The sequence below is a fragment of the Methylophilus sp. 42 genome (genome assembly GCF_000384155.1).
Taxonomy (GTDB): Bacteria; Pseudomonadota; Gammaproteobacteria; order Burkholderiales; family Methylophilaceae; genus Methylophilus.
On sequence record NZ_KB913031.1, the window covers coordinates 1,058,286 to 1,076,732 of the forward strand.

General features: G+C 51.2%; 14 protein-coding genes and 1 tRNA gene. 7 read left to right on the forward strand and 8 right to left on the reverse strand.

What is annotated here, in order from left to right; all coding sequences use genetic code 11:
• Positions 1-9: 9 nt before the first annotated feature.
• The 4 genes from pheT (at position 10) to MET42_RS0105215 (ending at position 3,389) form a co-directional block, all read left to right on the forward strand.
• Positions 10-2,358, forward strand: coding sequence for a phenylalanine--tRNA ligase subunit beta (gene pheT, locus MET42_RS0105200; RefSeq protein ID WP_029512334.1), 2,349 nt, complete (start codon positions 10-12; stop codon positions 2,356-2,358).
• Positions 2,359-2,448: 90 nt separating this feature from the next.
• The gene (locus MET42_RS0105205) at positions 2,449-2,763 is read left to right on the forward strand and encodes an integration host factor subunit alpha (RefSeq protein WP_018985782.1); all 315 of its coding nucleotides are present in this window, start codon (positions 2,449-2,451) and stop codon (positions 2,761-2,763) included.
• A 14-nt stretch (positions 2,764-2,777) separates the two neighbouring features.
• Positions 2,778-3,206 (forward strand): MerR family transcriptional regulator, encoded by a 429-nt coding sequence (locus tag MET42_RS0105210; RefSeq protein WP_019881755.1) that lies wholly within the window; start codon positions 2,778-2,780, stop codon positions 3,204-3,206.
• Between the two features lie 106 nt (positions 3,207-3,312).
• A tRNA-Pro gene (locus tag MET42_RS0105215) sits at positions 3,313-3,389 on the forward strand.
• Positions 3,390-3,547: 158 nt separating this feature from the next.
• On the opposite strand, the gene MET42_RS0105220 is transcribed toward MET42_RS0105215, so the two are convergent.
• On the reverse strand, positions 3,548-5,650 hold the full coding sequence (locus MET42_RS0105220; protein WP_019881756.1) for a bifunctional diguanylate cyclase/phosphodiesterase: 2,103 nt from the start codon (positions 5,648-5,650) through the stop codon (positions 3,548-3,550).
• Positions 5,651-5,853: 203 nt separating this feature from the next.
• On the opposite strand from MET42_RS0105220, the gene MET42_RS0105225 reads away from it, so the two are divergent.
• From MET42_RS0105225 to rluB, 3 genes are all read left to right on the forward strand, one after another.
• On the forward strand, positions 5,854-6,819 hold the full coding sequence (locus MET42_RS0105225; protein WP_019881757.1) for a hypothetical protein: 966 nt from the start codon (positions 5,854-5,856) through the stop codon (positions 6,817-6,819).
• A gap of 34 nt (positions 6,820-6,853) precedes the next feature.
• Entirely contained in the window at positions 6,854-8,539 is a 1,686-nt protein-coding gene (gene recJ, locus MET42_RS0105230; protein WP_029512335.1) for a single-stranded-DNA-specific exonuclease RecJ, read from the forward strand.
• 98 nt (positions 8,540-8,637) lie between these two features.
• Positions 8,638-9,738 (forward strand): 23S rRNA pseudouridine(2605) synthase RluB, encoded by a 1,101-nt coding sequence (gene rluB / locus MET42_RS0105235; protein WP_019881759.1) that lies wholly within the window; start codon positions 8,638-8,640, stop codon positions 9,736-9,738.
• A gap of 70 nt (positions 9,739-9,808) precedes the next feature.
• Here rluB and prmB read toward each other — a convergent pair whose 3' ends face one another.
• From prmB to MET42_RS0105270, 7 genes are all read right to left on the reverse strand, one after another.
• Complete coding sequence (gene prmB, locus MET42_RS0105240) at positions 9,809-10,711, reverse strand: 50S ribosomal protein L3 N(5)-glutamine methyltransferase (RefSeq protein ID WP_019881760.1); 903 nt, start codon at positions 10,709-10,711, stop codon at positions 9,809-9,811.
• Between the two features lies 1 nt (position 10,712).
• Positions 10,713-11,855, reverse strand: a complete 1,143-nt coding sequence (dapE, locus tag MET42_RS0105245; RefSeq protein WP_019881761.1) for a succinyl-diaminopimelate desuccinylase — start codon at positions 11,853-11,855, stop codon at positions 10,713-10,715.
• 4 nt (positions 11,856-11,859) lie between these two features.
• Positions 11,860-12,213, reverse strand: a complete 354-nt coding sequence (locus MET42_RS0105250) for an ArsC family reductase (protein WP_019881762.1) — start codon at positions 12,211-12,213, stop codon at positions 11,860-11,862.
• 79 nt (positions 12,214-12,292) lie between these two features.
• Complete coding sequence (locus MET42_RS0105255) at positions 12,293-14,290, reverse strand: bifunctional diguanylate cyclase/phosphodiesterase (RefSeq protein WP_232411334.1); 1,998 nt, start codon at positions 14,288-14,290, stop codon at positions 12,293-12,295.
• 305 nt (positions 14,291-14,595) lie between these two features.
• Entirely contained in the window at positions 14,596-15,423 is an 828-nt protein-coding gene (dapD, locus tag MET42_RS0105260) for a 2,3,4,5-tetrahydropyridine-2,6-dicarboxylate N-succinyltransferase (RefSeq protein WP_019881766.1), read from the reverse strand.
• Positions 15,424-15,537: 114 nt separating this feature from the next.
• Positions 15,538-16,350, reverse strand: a complete 813-nt coding sequence (locus MET42_RS0105265) for a M48 family metallopeptidase (RefSeq protein ID WP_019881767.1) — start codon at positions 16,348-16,350, stop codon at positions 15,538-15,540.
• 141 nt (positions 16,351-16,491) lie between these two features.
• Entirely contained in the window at positions 16,492-18,375 is a 1,884-nt protein-coding gene (locus tag MET42_RS0105270; protein ID WP_019881768.1) for a potassium transporter Kup, read from the reverse strand.
• Positions 18,376-18,447 lie beyond the last annotated feature (72 nt).

Below are 18,447 nucleotides of genomic sequence, written 5' to 3' on the forward strand. Positions count from 1 at the left end.
TAGACACATATGCAGTTCTCCGAACAATGGTTACGTTCCATGGTGAATCCATCACTGGATACCGCGCAACTTGGTCACGCATTGACCATGGCTGGTCTGGAAGTTGAAGAGTTAACCCCGGTCGCCCCTGCGTTTAGCCATGTGGTGGTGGCGGAGATTCTGGAAGCTGCCAAACACCCGGATGCAGACCGCTTGCAAGTGTGTAAAGTGAAAGTCGGCGAAGAAATTCTGCAGATTGTCTGTGGTGCAGCGAATGCACGCGCAGGCCTGAAAGCGCCTTGTGCGTTGGTGGGCGCCGAGTTGCCAGGGATTCAGATCAAACAAGCCAAAGTGCGTGGCGTAGAGTCTTTCGGCATGATGTGCTCTGCCAAAGAGCTGGGTATTGCGACAGAAGCCAATGGTATTTTGGAGCTGCCAGCCGATGCGCCTGTTGGCCAGGATATCCGTGAATATCTGGCATTGAATGACAGTACGTATACGCTGAAACTGACGCCTAACCGCGCTGATTGTTTAAGCATTTTGGGCATTGCCCGCGATGTGGTTGCCATGACTGGCGCACCAATAACCGTGCCTGTGATTGACGCGGCAGCTGTCAGCAGCCATCTTGCCAAAACTGTTACGCTGAATGCACCAGATGCTTGCCCGGCTTATTATGGCCGCGTGATTGACGGTGTGAATGCCCAAGCCAAGACGCCCGATTGGATGGTGCGCCGTTTGGAGCGCAGCGGCATCCGCAGTATCAGTGCCTTAGTGGATATCACCAATTATGTATTACTTGAACTCGGCCAGCCTATGCATGCGTTTGACCATGCGCTATTGCAGGGCGAGGTCGAAGTCCGTTTTGCCAAGGCCGGTGAAAAACTGGTCTTGCTAAATGACACAGAAGTGACTTTGAAGGCAGATGATCTGGTGATTGCCGATGGCAATGGCCCGGTCGCGCTGGCAGGCGTCATGGGCGGCAAACCAAGCTCGGTGACTGATGCCACACAAGCGATTTTCCTCGAAAGCGCTTTCTTTACACCTGATGTCATGGCGGGCAAAGCACGCCGTTTGGGTTTAAGCACAGATTCGTCTTACCGTTTTGAGCGCGGTGTAGATTTCGGTAATACCTTGAATGCGCTGGAGCGTGCGACAGCATTGGTGCTGGAGATTTGTGGCGGTCAGGCTGGTGCCGTGACTGCGGTCACCGCACAATTGCCAGCACGCAAGCAGGTGACTTTACGCCATGCTTATTTGTTATCCGTGCTGGGCATTGATGTGAGCCTGGTGCAAGTAGGCCAATTGTTAACGCAATTAGGCTTTGCCTACACTGAGGCTAATGGCGTATTTCAGGTGAGCGCACCTAGCTTCCGTTTTGATATTGCGCGTGAAGAAGACTTGATTGAAGAGGTCGCCCGCCTGCATGGTTACGAGCATATTCCTGCACTGACTCCGGTTGCCCCGCAAAGCATGCTGGTGGCACCAGAAGCGACACGCAGCAAACACTGGCTGCGCGACGTGATGGTGAATCAAGGTTATCAAGAAGTGGTGACTTATAGCTTTGTCGATGCCAACTGGGAGCGTGATTTGTACGGTAATGCCCAGCCCATCGCGCTTAAAAATCCGATTGCCAGCAACCTGAGCGTCATGCGCTCCGGCTTGTGGGGTGGATTATTGGATGCGCTGGATTACAACCTCAAACGCCAGCAAACACGTGCCATGTTGTTTGAGCTCGGTGCACGTTATGAAAAGGGTGCGCAAGGGTTTGCTGAAACGCTGACTTTATCCGGCCTGGTCTATGGCAGCCAGCAACCAGAGCAGTGGGCGGCCGAAGCCAGAACGTTTGATTTTTATGATGCCAAAGCCCATGTCGAGGCATTGTTTGCACAGCCTGTGCGCTTTGTGGTCGAACAGCATCCTGCTCTGCACCCGGGCCAGTCTGCCCGTATTTACCTGGGCGATAAAGCAGTGGGCTGGCTGGGTAAATTGCATCCGCAATGGCAGCAGCAATATGGATTAACCAGTGCCTGTTACCTGTTTGAGTTGGATGCCGATGCTGCATTGGCAACCCAGGTGCCTGCCTATAGTGAGGTCAGCAAATTCCTGCCGGTTCGTCGAGATTTAGCGATGGTCGTTGAGCAATCTGTATCAGCTCAAGCGATGATTGATGCGGTGATGAATGAGAACATTTCTCAGCTAAAACAGGTGAAATTGTTCGACGTTTATCATGGTAAAGGTGTGCCCGAAAACAAAAAAAGCCTTGCATTTCTTGTACTTATGCAAGATACTTGCAAGACAATGGTCGATGAGGAAGTGGATACCATCGTGGCAAAAATCCTCAACAACTGGTCATCCAAATTTGCTGCGTCACTAAGATAATATCATTGGGATCATCGTTAGATAGTACCAAGGATAACAGTTGATACAACACAAGCATCTCGCATAATAAGAAGGTTCAGGGGATCGTTAATGACACTCACAAAAGCTGACTTGGCCGATTTGTTGTTTGAACAAGTCGGGCTGAACAAGCGTGAAGCCAAAGACATGGTGGAAGCGTTTTTTGAAGAAGTTCGCAATGCGCTGGAGCAAGGCGATAGCGTTAAGCTGTCTGGTTTTGGTAACTTCGAGTTGCGTACCAAATCCGAGCGTCCTGGCCGTAACCCGAAAACTGGTGAAGAAATTCCAATTTCTGCACGTCGTGTGGTGACTTTTCACGCCAGTCAGAAATTAAAATTACGCGTAGAAGAACACTACGCAGAACAACCATTACAAGCACAAGCCTGATCTGACTCCCAAACATGGTAGAAACGCAAAAAGTCACCTTGCCGCCTATCCCTGCCAAACGCTATTTCACTATCGGTGAAGTCAGCGAGTTGTGTGGGGTCAAGCCGCATGTCTTGCGTTACTGGGAGCAGGAGTTTACCCAGCTCAAACCGGTTAAACGCCGCGGTAACCGTCGTTACTACCAGCATCATGAAGTATTGCTGATCCGTAAAATCCGTGAGCTGCTCTACGAGCAAGGCTTTACCATCAGCGGCGCACGCAATCGACTGGATGGCGTAGATGAAAAAATGGACAAATCTCGATCTGCGGCTGAGGTGTCCAGTGCAGCAACCACGAATACGTCGTCATTAATTGCCGAGGATACCAAACTGCCGGTGGTCGATGTTGCCGCCCTCAGGGATCAAATTCAACAAGTACTTCAACTGTTAAAAGCCCCAGCCTGAACTGGCTCGCGCGCTGATAAAACCGCATATTCTGCTTAGCGAATATGCGGTTTTGTTTTATAATGCAGCCTTCTTTTTCGAGCAGGTTCCTGTTCGAGTCCAACGTCGGGGCGTAGCGCAGCCTGGTAGCGCACTTGCATGGGGTGCAAGGGGTCGTGTGTTCGAATCACACCGTTCCGACCAATCAAACATTTCTGTAGTTAATACGTATCCGCAGAAAAATCTGTTTCAGGGCGCTCTTGTACTCTTGGCCCATATCTACATTGATCTTGAATTACTAAATAAAACTGACGTCAGCCTATGACCAGCAACATCACGGTCACTGGTCGCTACAATTCTGCTTAAATAGTCATATCTGGTGCGATTGCGGCAGCGATCTGTTGCTGAGTGCTGATGGTGCCAATATGGCGTGCCAATGCTTCGCTGAGGGGCATCGGGCGGTTTAAATAGAAACCCTGGGCATAAGCGACGCCCATGTCTTTCAGGCAGTCCAGCGTGGCTTCGTCTTCGACGTATTCGGCAATGGTCTGGATTTCCATCGATTGCGCCACACTTTGGATGGCTTTGGCCATGGCAAGATCCACCTGGTTGCTGGTGATGTCTTTGACGTAAGCGCCATCCATTTTAAGAAAGTCGACTGGCAGGTGTTTCAAGTAGCTGAATGACGACATGCCGCTTCCGAAGTCATCCAGCATAAAACGTGTGCCCATCTTTTGCAGTTCTTTAATCAGCTTGATCGTATTGTCGATGTTGATGATGGCTGAGGTTTCAGTGACTTCAAAGCAGACATGGCCAGGCGATATATCGTAGGTTTCGAAACAACTCTGGATGTAAGGCAGCAGTTGAGCATCCCCTAAGGACATGCCGGACAGGTTGATGCTGACAATGAAAGGGTTGACGCTGGATTGCATTTTAAACAACGGTTGTAGCGCCATAAAAGCATGCTGAATGACCCAGCGGTCAATCTTGGTCATCAGGTGGTAGCGCTCTGCCGATGGCAGGAATTCAGCCGGAGGGATAATGCCGCCATGCTCGTCGCGTTTACGGATCAAAATCTCATAAAAAGGCGGCAATTCTTTTTGTTGCAGCGGGAAAATGCCCTGGCAGTAAAGCACAAAATCATTGTGCTCAATGGCTTCGTTAATGCGTAATACCCATTCCATTTCAACGTGGCGTTTGAGTAAAACGTCGTCTTCAGGATGGAACAGGTGGATCTGGTTGCGGCCATTATCTTTGGCCACGTAGCAGGCTGCGTCGGCATGGCGGGTGATTTCACCCACATCTTTTAAAGCAGTGGTGATTTCGACAATGCCGATACTGATGCCGGTCTGGAACAAACGGCCTTCATGCATGAAGCGGAAAGTCTCAACCATTTGCCGCAGTTGTGCCGCAATTTCGATGGCTTTTTCGACTTGGCAGTAACTGAGTAACAGGCCGAATTCGTCGCCGCCCAGGCGTGCAAACGTGTCTTCTGCACGTATGCGCTGGCTGAGAATCATGCTGATCTGGCGCAGCATTTCATCCCCGGCCAAGTGGCCGCAAGTGTCGTTAATGACGCGGAACTGGTCAAGATCCATGTAACAGAATACATGATTGGCGCGGTGTTGTTTGACGTCCTGCAACGCTTGTTGCAACCGTCTTTCCAGCTCTTGTCGATTGACCAGGCCGGTTAAGGCATCGTGGCGCGCCTGGTAGCGCAGCTGCGCTTGCGCGTCTTGAATGCGGTGACGCATATCAGCTTCGACATGCTGCATATCTCTTGAGATTTGATTGATCGTACTTTGCAGCGACTGGATTTCTGGCAGGGTATTTTTGCCCTGGCTGACTTGCTGGCTACCGATGACAAAGCGTTTGAGGGCCGAGGTCATGTCTCGAATCGGCTGGCTGATTGAGCGGCTCACCCAGCTGACGAGGATGGAGCATAATATAAGTGCCAAGGTGATGTAGCCGACATTTTTGATAAACGCCTGGCGGTGATCTTCAATCAGCGAGCCTTTGTCGATGGCGACAAACACATATCCCAGCAAGCGGTGTGTGGATTCGGTTGAAAATACTTTCACCATGGTGATGTCATGCGTGTTTTGTTGCATGACGATGGTGTCTTGTTGCGGCAAGGTTTCGCTAATGTTGAAAGAGGTGCCAAGAGTGGCGATGGCGTGATTATCCGCATCGGAAATAATCAGGGATAAATAGGGTTCCCGGTTAAGTTGGCTGGCTTTGAGCAACCGGCCGATATAGTCTTTGCTATGCAATTCAGTTTGATTATGTATCACCGCAGACAGAAATTTTGCAGTGGTCAGGGCATGCTGGCTAAGCTTGTCTTCTTCCCGTTGCAGTTGTTCCTTGAAATCAAACAACAATAAAATACAGGATAACGCGAATACCGGTCCGATGACGAATAACAGTAATCTGGACTGGATACTTAAGTTTTGGAAGAAAGGCATGGATTCCAGGGAGTCTGTTTAAATTGAATCAGCAGGCATATACACAGGCTGGCAGCATTGCCATAGATTTCGATTCATGACATCCCCCCAGATTTCGTGTATAAGTCGCAATGATTATAGCAGTAACAATTTTCTTGGCTTGTAGCTTAAATGCGTCAAATTGTTAAGTTTTTTTATCATCAACCTAGTGTATTTGTTTTCGCATGATACAGCAAATTTATATCACAGATTACCTGTCTGATGCCGCTGCCCAGCCGGTTGAGATGATTCAATCCGTGATTGCGCAATGCCCGATGTTGCTAAAAGCACAATGGAAAGTCAGCCCGCTGCCGCCACTGCGCGCATTGTTCGATGTACTCGCCGTGCCTGAAGATAGTCCGTCTGATATGCCTGTGTCAGCCGTGCTGTCAGCCCGGCAGATGTGGCCAACTCGACCGGCATTTTGCTTGTTACCGGTGCATCTAGGGATGCGGCGGGATACATTTAGCTTGCAGGCGGTGGTGCCTTTGGCAGAAGCCGTCTACGCCGCATTGACTGAGCGTTTGCAAACACATTTTGCTGATGATTTTGTGATGCAGCAGGATAGCAGTCGCAGATTCTGGTGGGTGCAGCCTGTGCGCGACATGCAGGCACAGTGCAAATGGCCGCAGGATTGTTTGTATCAGCAGGCTTTTCAATGGCAACCACAAGGGCCGGATGCGGCGGTGATCAGGCAATGGACCAATGAAATACAAATGCTGCTGCATCAGGCAGCGCATTCTGCGGAGGCTGCTGACTGGCCAACTGAATTAAACAGTTTATGGTTTGCCAGCGTCGGCGATATCCCCGCCTGGCAACATGAGTGGGATGCGGTTGCGGGACAGGGCGAAGTATTCGACGGGCTGCAAGCCAGCGCATTACCAGCCATTCGACCATTTGCGATGCTGGCTGATGAACACATGCAGCAAGCGCTATGGGTTGCAGACACATGGCAAACGTGTGATTGGCCCGCTTTATCAAACGCCTTACAGGCTGGTCGTATTTCAGCATTGAAACTGGTGTTGCCGTTTGCCGAGCGCAGCGTTGAAGTGCATTATAAAAAACAATTACGCTGGCAGTTCTGGCGAAAATCACCTGACCTCGAAACTTTATTGCAACAACTTGAAGCAACGCTGATGAGAACCCACTAGCGGATAGTTGTTAATGACCCATGATGAACACAAGATGAAAATTCAGCAACGCGTTTATTCCGACACCACCTTTGCAGCCCTGCAAACGCAAGGCTTGTCCCCCTTGTTAGCCAGGCTCCTGGCCGCAAGGTCGGTCACTGCTGAGGATTGGTCGTTGCAGGAAATGCCGCATTTGCTCAAGCCGGACGCTTTGACAGGCGCGGCTGACATGGCGAAGCAACTGGCAGATGCAATTGCGCAGAAAAAACGGATTTTGATCATTGGCGATTATGATGCCGATGGCGCCACAGCCACCAGTGTCGCCATGCGTGGTTTGCGGATGATGGGTGCTGAGGTCGACTTTCTGGTGCCTAACCGCTTTGAATATGGATATGGCCTCACACCTGAAATTGTTGCCTTGGCGGTTAAACAGCAGCCAGATGTGATTCTCACGGTGGATAACGGCATTGCCAGCATTGATGGCGTGGCTGCGGCGAAAGCGCTCGGTTTACAGGTGCTGATTACCGATCACCATTTGCCCGCCGAGCAAACGCCGGCCGCAGATTGTATCGTTAACCCTAACCAGCGCGGCTGTGATTTCCCGAGTAAACACCTGGCTGGCGTAGGGGTGATGTTTTATGTGCTGATTGCCTTGCGTGCCGAGCTCAAGCAACGTGGCCAATTAAGCGATGAGGGCGTTCATCTGGGCAGTCTGCTCGACCTGGTGGCTTTAGGCACAGTGGCCGATTTGGTGAAACTTGATGCCAATAACCGCATTCTGGTCAGGCAAGGGCTCAAACGTATCCGGCAAGGCCAGGCTAGCCCCGGCATCCTAGCTATTTTAAAATTGGCAGGCCGTGATGCTTCGCAAGTGAATGCACAGGATCTGGGTTTTTATGTCGGGCCACGCCTCAATGCCGCAGGCAGGCTGGATGACATGACTATCGGCATTCGTTGTCTGCTGGCAGAAACACCGCAGGAGGCGATGCAATATGCGCAGCAATTGCACGTGTTGAATGCCGAGCGCAAGCAGATTGAAGCCGAGATGCAATGGGATGCGATGACGGATTTGACGCAGGATTTTCGTGATGATCAATATACGATTAGCGTGTTCCAGCCGGATTGGCACCAGGGGGTCATCGGCATTCTTGCCTCGCGCATTAAAGAGCGTTTTCATCGGCCGGTGATTGCGTTTGCTGATGCGGGTGATGGCTTGATCAAGGGTTCTGGCCGCTCCATCGCTGGTCTGCATCTGCGTGATGCACTGGATCTGGTCACCAAGCAGCAGCCTGACCTGATTATCAAGTTTGGTGGTCATGCGATGGCAGCAGGCCTCAGCATACGCGCCGATGATTTTGCCCGGTTTCAGCAAACATTTGAGCACGTGGTGCAAAGCCTGATCGATGCTGAAATCTTGCAGGAAGTACTGGAAACAGACGGTGCATTGGTTGCGCAAGAGATGACCATGCAAACCGCAGAAGCGATCGCAGATCAAGTGTGGGGCCAGGGCTTTCCGCAACCCGTGTTCTACGACACTTTTCAGGTGCTGCAGCAAAAGGTGCTGGGCGAAAAACACTTGAAATTACGCCTGCAAAAACAGCATCAGCAGTTCGATGCGATTTATTTTCAGCATGCCGAGTTTTTGCCTGAGCAGGTAGAGATTGCCTATGCCTTACAAGTGAATGAGTTTAATGGTGCGCGCAATTTGCAGTTGCAAGTCGTACATGCCGTGACCGCCTAAAGTGGGCCTCTGTGCGGCCTCTGGCTGCTAATTGCATTTAGCCTTAGAGTGAATGCCCTAAATACGGTAAAATACAGCCTTCATTCAAGAGGTTAAGCATGGCTCGCCCATTTAAATCCCCTAAAGCCACTTCTGCGACACGTCCCCCTAAAGCGCCCCCAGCCGCTCCGGTAGAGACGGTTGGCGATGAGGTGCCATCCGCATCGCGTTCAGGCCAGCGTTTACACAAATTGCTGGCACTGGCGGGCTTTGGCTCACGCCGCGATATGGAAACATTGATTGAAAGTGGCCGTATCACGATTAATGGCCAGGTGGCGCAAGTCGGTGCGGTGGTGGATGAGCATGACATCGTCCGTCTGGATAGCCGCATTCTGCATTTACCGTTTGAGGCTGAACTGCCGCAGGTATTGCTTTACCACAAGCCGGAAGGCGAACTGGTGAGCCAGGATGACCCGGAAGGCCGTGCCACCGTATTCGATAAGTTGCCGCGCATCAAACAAGGTAAATGGATTGCCATTGGCCGCCTGGATATGAACACCAGTGGTTTGCTGATATTTACCAACTCTGGCGAGCTGGCCAACCGTTTCATGCATCCACGCTACGAAGTGGAGCGGGAGTATGCGGTGCGTATTCTGGGCGAACTTAACCAGGATCAGATGGCTCAACTGACTCAAGGCATTGAGCTTGAAGATGGCCCAGCCAACTTTGAGAGCATTTATGCCAGTGGTGGCGAAGGCGCCAATAAGTGGTATCAGGTGGTGATTAAAGAAGGCCGTAACCGCGAGGTGCGTCGTTTATTCGAGGCCTATCACTTGCCGGTCAGCCGCTTGATGCGTGTACGTTTTGGCCCGGTGGCACTGCCGCCACGCCTCAAACGTGGCACCATGCTTAAACTGGAGCAAAAACAGGTAGTCGCTTTGCTGGAGTGGGCAGGGTTACCTGTGCCACGTAAACCGCTCAAGCAATTGAGTCCACACGAAAAAGACCGTGCCACACGCGTGTTTGTGCCTAAAGTGCGTAAACAGCGCCGCAGCTTGCTGGAAACTGCGAACGCCCCCGCCACGCCTGAGCAGCGCCCGGCACGCGCACCAACGGCTAACCGCCGTATTCGTCAGGAATCAGATCTGCTACAGGCATCACGCCAGAATGCGCGCCTGAATACGGGCGCTAAGAAACGCAGTGATCGCGGACGTGGTTAAGCTGTTTCGAGTTATAAAAAAAGCACTTCTTTTGAAGTGCTTTTTTTGTGGTTAACAGAGGCTACTCTGTTTATTCGATGTGCAAGCCTGCTTCGACCAGGTCTTCTTTCGTCAGCATAAACACAAACTGGTCGCCTGCGCTGGTATCCAGCCAGGTGAATGGCAAGTCCGGATAAGCGTCGTGCAAAGCGTCGCGATTGTGACCAATCTCGACCACGAGTACGCCGCCATCATTTAAATAGTCAGCCGCTTGCGTTAATAAGGTGTGCGTATGATCCAGCCCGGCAATGCCGCTGCCCAGAGCCAGCTGCGGTTCCTGACGGTATTCCGCAGGTAATTCTGCCATGCTGGGCGCGTCAACATAAGGCGGATTGCTGATAATCACATCGTATTTACGGCCTTTGAGCGCGGTAAACATATCAGATTGCACGGCTTGCACCTGGTGCTCCAATCCGTAGCGCTTGATATTGATATTGCTGACATCTATCGCATCTGGCGAAATATCTACCACGTCAATATGCGCGTTAGGGAAGGTCTCTGCCAGCAATACACCCAGACAGCCGGAGCCCGTGCAAATGTCAGCTGCCGATTCCACCATTTCCGGAAACTCTACCCAAGGTTGCAGGCCATCTTCCAGCAGTTCTGCAATAAATGAGCGTGGCACAATCACGCGCTCGTCGACGTAGAATTTATAGCCGCGCAACCAGGCTTCATTCACCAGGTAGGCCGTTGGCGTATGCTCGGTGACGCGTTTTTCGATCAAGCTTGCCAAGTGCTGGCTCTCTTCTGTGGTTAAACGCGCATCGAGAAAATTATCCAGCGTATCATGCGGCAAATGCAGCGCACTCATGACCAGCCAGACAGCTTCATCGTAGCTGTTGTCGGTGCCATGGCCATAAAAAATATCAGAGTTTTCAAAACGGCTGACGGCATAACGCAGCCAGTCGCGGATAGTGTGTAAATTGCTTGTCATATTATTTTAGTAGTAACAGTTCCATGGTGCGCTTATAGGTTTCTTTCAGCGGTTCAATATCTGCCACCGCGACACATTCATTCAGTTTATGAATGGTCGCGTTGAGCGGGCCGAATTCGATCACTTCTTTGCAAATGTCGGCAATAAAGCGGCCATCAGAGGTGCCGCCTGTGGTGGATAGTTCAGGTGTCACACCATAGCTTTGCGTAATGGCCTGGCTGATGGCGGCTACCAGCTGGCCGCGTGGTGTGATGTAGGATTGGTTGTGCTCCCATTCCAGCGCGTAATCAAAGCCGTGGCTATCCAAAATGGCATGTACACGCGAACGCAGACTTTGTTCAGAGCTGCCCTGGCCATCGACCTCGGGGCAATAGCGGAAGTTAAACAGGATTTCGACCTCGCCTGGCACGACGTTGGTCGCACCGGTGCCGCCATTCATATTGGAGATTTGCCACGAGGTTGGCGGAAAGTATTCGTTACCATTATCCCACACGGTTTCCACCATGTCTTTGATTGCTGGAGCGGCCAAATGAATCGGGTTTTTGACCAGGTGCGGGTAGGCAATATGGCCCTGGATACCTTTGACTGTAAGTTTGCCAGACAATGAGCCACGGCGGCCATTCTTGATCATGTCACCAACCACTTTGTTGCTGGTCGGCTCGCCAACGATGCAGTAGTCAAAGGTTTCACCACGCGCTTGTAGCGCTTCAACCACCTTTACCGTACCTTCAATGGCAATGCCTTCTTCATCTGACGTAATCAGCAGGCCAATCGAGCCTGGGTGGTTTGGGTGTGCTGCCACAAATTCTTCAATACTGGTAATAAAGGCTGCCAAAGATGTTTTCATATCCGCTGCGCCACGGGCATACAGCATGCCGTCTTTAATGGTTGGTTCGAACGGTGGCGTGTGCCATTGATCCAGCGGGCCGGTTGGTACGACGTCGGTATGTCCGGCGAATACGATCAATGGGCCGGTCGTGCCGCGGCGCGCATAAAAGTTATCTACCTGGCCAAAACGCATACGCTCAATCTTGAATCCCAGCGGTTCCAGACGGGCAATCATGGTTTCCTGGCAGTCCGCATCTTCCGGTGTCAGCGAACGGCGTTTCAGGAGGTCAATGGCAAGATCCAGTGTTTTTGACATAGGCTTATTCTTTGGCAAACAGTTGGGCATAGTCGGCTTCATTAAAGCCGAGGGCGACGATTTTGTCGTTGTTAACGACGATAGGGCGCTTGATCACCGAGGTTTTTTCTTGCATTAAAACCTGCGCAGAAGCAGCATCCACAACCGCATTTTTCTCGGCTTCAGTCAGGTTGCGCCAGGTCATGCCGCTACGGTTGACCAGTTTTTCCCATGGTTGCTGTTGCAGCCAGGATTGCGCGGTGGCATTGTCCAGCCCGAGTTTTTTAAAGTCATGGAATTCATAAGCAACGGCATGTTGCTCAAGCCAGTCGCGGGCTTTTTTGACGGTATTGCAATTAGGGATGCCGTACAGTTTCATGGCGGATAATCAGGTAAAAAGCTTATTTTACCAGCCAGAAGTGCGGGCGTTGCAATTTATTGTTGCAACAGCACTGGCTTTAAAACAGGCTTTGCGTGGTCGACTTCAACTGTAGTTCACTGAAAACGTCAAACAGGAATTTTTGCTCAACTGGCTTGGAGAACAGAAAACCTTGCATTTGGTCGCAACCGATGCTGACCAGGGCTTTGCGCTGGTCTTCGTCTTCCACACCTTCTGCCACCACATTCAAGTCCAGCGCGTGCGCCAGTTTGACAATGGCTTCTACAATCAGCAGTGCCGTATTGGAGGCTGCTACCCCTTTGGTCAGGGTGCGGTCGAGTTTGACTTCGCTGATTTCGAGGTCTTGCAGATGCGTGAGGCTGAAAGGGTGCAGGCCGAAGTCATCCAGCGAGATTTTGAGGCCTTGCTGCTTAAAGTGGCGCAAGGTTTCCTGGAATTGCGCCTGGTGATGGATGGCATTGGTTTCTGAGACTTCCAGGATCAGGTTTCGTGCTTCGACTTCATGTTGCTCAAGAATCGACTGTATGAGTGAACTGAGCTGTTTATTGCGGAATTGCTGGTTGGACATATTGACCGAAATACTCAAGTCTATGCTGCGTTCACGTGCCTGTTTGATGGTGCTGCAGGCTTGCGAAATCACCCAGGCATTGATTTCTTCAATCATGCCAAAGCGCTCGGCCGCCTCAATGAAATTATTGGGCGAGAGCAGGCCGCGTGTGGGATGTTGCCAGCGCAAGAGGGCTTCTGCACCATGCACGATACGCGTCAGAGCATCGACTTTTGGTTGAAATAGCAACCTGAACTCTTGGTGCGTAATGGCTTGTTTGAGCTCCACGCGCGTTTGTTGCATTTCATCTGATGCTTGCTCAATTTCAGCATCAAAGAAACGATACTGGTTTTTGCCGTTTTCCTTGGCTTTATACATCGCTGCGTCAGCATTTAATTTGAGTTTTTGCAGGTTGCCATCCTGCGGGTACATGGAGACGCCAATGGAGCAGGAGATTTCGATGACGTGGTCTTCGATAATGAAAATCTCACGCAAGGCATCAACGATCCGTTGTGTCACGGTGACCACGCTTTGATGATTTTCGATTTCGCTGAGCACAGCAATAAATTCATCGCCGCCGGCACGCGCCACATAGTCGCAATTGCGGATGGCATTGCTGATGCGTTTGGAAACTTCAATTAGCAACAGGTCGCCGATGTGATGGCCAAACTGGTCGTTGACCGGTTTGAAATGGTCGAGGTCGATATAGGCTAATGCCAGCGACTCACCATTGCGGTCACAGCGTTTGGCGCTGATGATCAGATGCTGGTTCAAGGCATCACGGTTAGGCAGGTGTGTGAGCGGGTCGTAGGCCAGAAACTTTTTGTTCACTGTCTGCGTATTGCGGAATGTCAGTTTGCTTTGCGTAATATCGACATTGCGCTCATAGAAAATCACCAGGATAAACGAGGTGATAAATAGCAGCACCGGTACCAGCACCAGCAACAGCATGAGGTAGTTGCCTGTCTGGTCAGTTGGCTGGCTGAGCAGCATATTGTTATGCACAATGCTCAGGTTAATGGCGGTGTGCGAGGCGAGGAAACCCAGTGCAATTTCGACCGAAAACATCCATTTCAGGCGATGCAGCGCTTTGCCTTCGTAGCCTTTCAGCCAAAGGATGGTCACAATCGCCAGTGCCGAGGTCAGGCAAGCGAGAAATAGCGCGAATAATGCGGTCCAGGTGTCAATGCGGATATTGATGGCACCAGCACTGATCTGAAAGAAGTAAGATAGTAAATAGCCGCTGACGCCCGCCGCCAAGGAGGCATACAGCAAATCGCGCAGCGGCAATTTCTTTTTATTAACGGTTTTGAGTAAAGACAGTGACAGCAGGTAAGCGCACAGCAGGCTGCCGATAAAATCGACCGGATGTTGAGTGATTTTGGGAAAGTTATCTGCTGCAAGCTGGTAACCGGCATGCAGCAGGAAAATGCCAGCAGCGGTGAGTGCAGCGTATTTTTTGAGCAAGGCATCATGATCTTTTGCCGCGGCGATACGCAGCTTGTCCACGAGCTTAAATGCAAAAAAACATCCAATGACACTGGATGTGAAGAGCAGCAAAATAAGCATGTGAGTTGTGATCATAAAAGTTGCACGGTCATTGTGATTGTTAGTGGTGTGACTCTACTGCGTTTTGTTTCTTGCCTGCTGACTCTCCGTCCTTTAACACTCCGAATAACATAAAACGATGATCGACAACCCTATATCGAATATCGTCAGGTGAGAATCACTCTTAATATCGACCCGTCCTCTGCATAACTTGAGGGACGGAGTCGTTTTAAGGCGTGATTCCCAATACGCTTGGCGTTTAAGCCTTAAACGCCGCGTAATAATTCGTTGATGCCTACTTTACCCAAGGTTTTGGCATCGACTTTTTTCACGATGACTGCGCAGTACAAGCTATATTTGCCATCGCTGGATGGCAGGTTGCCAGACACGACCACAGAACCTGCTGGTACGCGGCCAAAGTGGATTTCACCGGTTTCGCGGTCATAAATTTTGGTGGATTGACCAATATATACGCCCATGGAGATCACGCAGTTATCTTCAACCACCACACCTTCAACCACTTCTGAGCGCGCGCCCACAAAGCAGTTATCACCAATAATGGTTGGGCCCGCTTGTACTGGTTCCAGTACGCCACCAATGCCAACGCCGCCGGACAAGTGTACGTTTTTACCAATTTGCGCGCAGGAACCGACAGTCGCCCAGGTGTCGACCATGGTGCCTTCACCGACATAAGCACCGATGTTGACGTAAGAAGGCATCAATACTGCATTCTTGGCGATGAATGAGCCTTTACGGACGATGGCATTAGGCACCACGCGGAAACCGCCTGCCTTAAAGTCTTCTTCAGTGTAATTGGCAAACTTTGGATCCACTTTGTCAAAGTAGCGTGTCACGCCGTCATCCATCAGATAGTTGTCTTTCAGGCGGAAAGACAATAAAACGGCTTTTTTAATCCACTGATGGGTTTCCCATTGCTGGGTATCGCCAATGCGGGTCGCTACACGCAATTTACCTGCATCCAGGTCATCCAGCACAGAAGCCACGGTGGCTTTGATATCGGCTGGTGCATTGGCCGGGTTGATGTTGGCGCGGTCTTCAAAAGCCGCTTCAATAATGCTTTGACGTGGATCCATGATGTTCTCTTGTTCGATGAAATAGTTCGGTTGAATAACAGTAAACCCGAAATTTTAACCTAATTTTGACGGGTCAGGGGCCGCAGATGTCAGGCAGCCCCTGCCAGCAAGAATTTATTTATTTTTGGCTGCGAGATAGAGCGGCATGACTTTGGGCGCTAACGCTTGCAGGTCTTTGATACGGTTTTCGCTGGAAGGGTGGGTGCTGAGGAATTCAGGCGGTGCCTCTTTGTTGGCTGCCATCATTTTTTTCCATAAGCTCACGGCTGCTTCCGGGTTGTAACCTGCGCGTGCAGCCAGCTCCAGCCCCATGCGGTCAGCTTCACGTTCCTGTTCGCGGCCGTTAGGCAATGAGAATAGCAACTGGCTACCCATGCCTGCGCCCTGCGCGGCCATGCTGCCCGCCGTACCACCGACAAAGGAGGCGAGGGCCTGCAGGCCAAATTGTTGTACATACGCTTGTGACATGCGTTCACGGCCATGCTCGCGCAACGCATGGGCAATTTCGTGGCCAATCACTGCGGCCAGTTCATCGTCAGTGGCATTCAGCTTCTCGGCCAGGCCGGAAAACACCATGATTTTGCCACCTGGCATGCAATAGGCATTGAGCTGGTCATTCTTTTCGACATTGACTTCCCATTTCCACTTGGCAGCATCGGGCCTGAATACGCCGACCTGGGCAATCAGGCGGTGAGAAATTGTCGTCACGCGATTCAATAATGGTTTATCTGCATTCAGCGTACTTTTCTTTTGTGCCTCTTGCAGCGTTTGGGTATAGGACTGCGCAGACATTTTGTCTACGGTGGCAGAAGGTAATAGCAATAACTGACTGCGTTGCACGCCAGAGACGCTGTTGTTGGTGGTGCTGGCGCACGCGGTGAGCAATGCACACATCACGGCGACTGAAATGGTTTTTAAGTTAAACATATGTTCCCTCACTCGTTGCAATCATGCTTTATCGTATGGCTTGCATGATCCGTTGACACCAATCGGTCGCAACATCGCCTAGCAAGCTAAAAAGTGTATTTTACGCCCGGATGATTAACTTTAGTTTGCAATTTTTTGAATTTAGATTTTAACTTGTGAGCCCAGTTCAACCACGCGGTTAGGCGGTAATTTAAATTGGTTGGTGATGGTTTCCGCGGTACGGAACAAACCAATAAAAATCTTTTTGCGCCAGAACGCCATACCCGGTTTGTCTGAGGCAATCAGACTTTCTTTGCCGACAAAGAACGAGGTGTCCATGGTATCCAGCGTCAATCCTAATGGCTCGGTGAGTACCAGGTCTCTAGGCAAGTCAGGTTCGTCCATATAGCCGTAGCGTAGCGTGACACGATAAAAGCCGTACGGTAACGCTTCGACGGCAACGCGTTCTTCCTGACTGGTATAAGGGTAATCTTCAAAACGCACCGTCAGGATGACCATGGTTTCATGCAGCACCTTGTTATGCTTGAGGTTATGCAGCAAGGCATGTGGTACGCCGTCCGGGTTAGGCGTCATGAATACCCCCGCGCCATTAACGCGTGCTGGTGGGTGCGCACCAATGGCCTGAATAAAGGGAATCAGTTCCATAGACTCTGATTTGAGGATGCCATACAACAATCTGCGGCCAGTTTTCCAGGTGCGCATCAGGGTGAAAATAATCAGGCCGATCAGTAGTGGCACCCAGCCACCATCCGGAATTTTGAGGATGTTGGCGGCAAAGAAGGACAAGTCAATGACCAGGAACAGCATAATCAGGCAGGCTGTTTTCAGTTTGCTCCACCCCCACAGGTGGTGAAAAACCACGGCCGCCAGCAGGGTGGTGATCACCATGTCGCCTGTCACTGCAATGCCGTAAGCGGCGGCTAAATCGCCAGAACTGCCAAAAATAATCACCAGGCCCATCACGGCAACCATCAGGCCCCAGTTAACACGCGGCATATAGATTTGGCCTTCGGTTTTTTCTGAGGTATGCGCGACGTGCATACGCGGAATAAAGCCGAGTTGCAGCGCCTGGCGTGACACGGAAAATGCGCCGGTAATCACGGCCTGCGACGCAATCACAGTCGCCAATGTGGCCAGGATAATCAGCGGGAACAAGGCCCAGTCGGGCGCCAGGTGATAAAACGGGTTCTGGATCGACTCCGGTTCTGTCAGGATCAGTGCACCTTGCCCAAAGTAGTTACAGATCAGCGCCGGTAGCACAAACAAAAACCAGGCCAGTCGAATCGGCTTGCGGCCGAAGTGGCCCATGTCGGCGTAGAGTGCTTCGGCACCAGTCACGGCCAGCACCACTGCGCCTAGCGCAATAAAGGCAATTTTCGGTTGGGTATAAAAAAACAGGAAAGCGTAAGCGGGGCTCAGGGCTTTGAGGATTTCCGGGTGGTGGTTGATATTGATGACGCCAAGGATGCCGAGTACTGCAAACCAGGTCAGCATCACCGGGCCGAAAAAAGCACCGACGACGGCGGTGCCTTTGCTTTGTGCCCAGAACAATACAAACAGCACGCATAGTGTAATTGGCACAATCCAGCTATCGAGCTGAGGTGCGGCGACTTCCAGTCCTTCAACGGCAGACAGCACCGAGATGGCGGGGGTAATCATGCCATCGGCGTAAAACATGCAGGCACCGACAATGCCCAGCATCATGATGCGCTTGCGCTGGTCAGGCTCGCCGCCGGCATAACGGCTAGCCAGTGACAGCAAGGCCATGATGCCGCCTTCGCCGCGGTTGTCTGCCCGCATAATAAACGCCACATACTTGAACGAAACGATCAGCAAGAGTGCCCAAGTGATCAATGACAAGATGCCGTATACATTATCTTGTGTCAGTAACAGTGGGTGATGGCCAACTGCAAAGACTTCTTTCATGGTGTAAAGGGGGCTGGTGCCAATATCCCCGAAAACGACGCCTAGCGCGGCGAGTGCCATGGTGTGGAGCGCCGTTTGCTGATTTTTTGTATGGTCCATTGTGTGAACAGCTGAAGACAAGCAATGATTATCGGTTAATTCTAAAACTTCACCAATGACTTTGACACAAAT

What these genes read in the sequence shown, in the direction of transcription:
- pheT (WP_029512334.1), top strand. Translation starts at nt 10, where the DNA reads ATGCAGTTCTCCGAACAATGGTTACGTTCCATGGTGAATCCATCACTG.
- MET42_RS0105205 (WP_018985782.1), top strand. Translation starts at nt 2,449, where the DNA reads ATGACACTCACAAAAGCTGACTTGGCCGATTTGTTGTTTGAACAAGTC.
- MET42_RS0105210 (WP_019881755.1), top strand. Translation starts at nt 2,778, where the DNA reads ATGGTAGAAACGCAAAAAGTCACCTTGCCGCCTATCCCTGCCAAACGC.
- MET42_RS0105220 (WP_019881756.1), bottom strand. Translation starts at nt 5,650, where the DNA reads ATGCCTTTCTTCCAAAACTTAAGTATCCAGTCCAGATTACTGTTATTC.
- MET42_RS0105225 (WP_019881757.1), top strand. Translation starts at nt 5,854, where the DNA reads ATGATACAGCAAATTTATATCACAGATTACCTGTCTGATGCCGCTGCC.
- recJ (WP_029512335.1), top strand. Translation starts at nt 6,854, where the DNA reads ATGAAAATTCAGCAACGCGTTTATTCCGACACCACCTTTGCAGCCCTG.
- rluB (WP_019881759.1), top strand. Translation starts at nt 8,638, where the DNA reads ATGGCTCGCCCATTTAAATCCCCTAAAGCCACTTCTGCGACACGTCCC.
- prmB (WP_019881760.1), bottom strand. Translation starts at nt 10,711, where the DNA reads ATGACAAGCAATTTACACACTATCCGCGACTGGCTGCGTTATGCCGTC.
- dapE (WP_019881761.1), bottom strand. Translation starts at nt 11,855, where the DNA reads ATGTCAAAAACACTGGATCTTGCCATTGACCTCCTGAAACGCCGTTCG.
- MET42_RS0105250 (WP_019881762.1), bottom strand. Translation starts at nt 12,213, where the DNA reads ATGAAACTGTACGGCATCCCTAATTGCAATACCGTCAAAAAAGCCCGC.
- dapD (WP_019881766.1), bottom strand. Translation starts at nt 15,423, where the DNA reads ATGGATCCACGTCAAAGCATTATTGAAGCGGCTTTTGAAGACCGCGCC.
- MET42_RS0105265 (WP_019881767.1), bottom strand. Translation starts at nt 16,350, where the DNA reads ATGTTTAACTTAAAAACCATTTCAGTCGCCGTGATGTGTGCATTGCTC.
- MET42_RS0105270 (WP_019881768.1), bottom strand. Translation starts at nt 18,375, where the DNA reads ATGGACCATACAAAAAATCAGCAAACGGCGCTCCACACCATGGCACTC.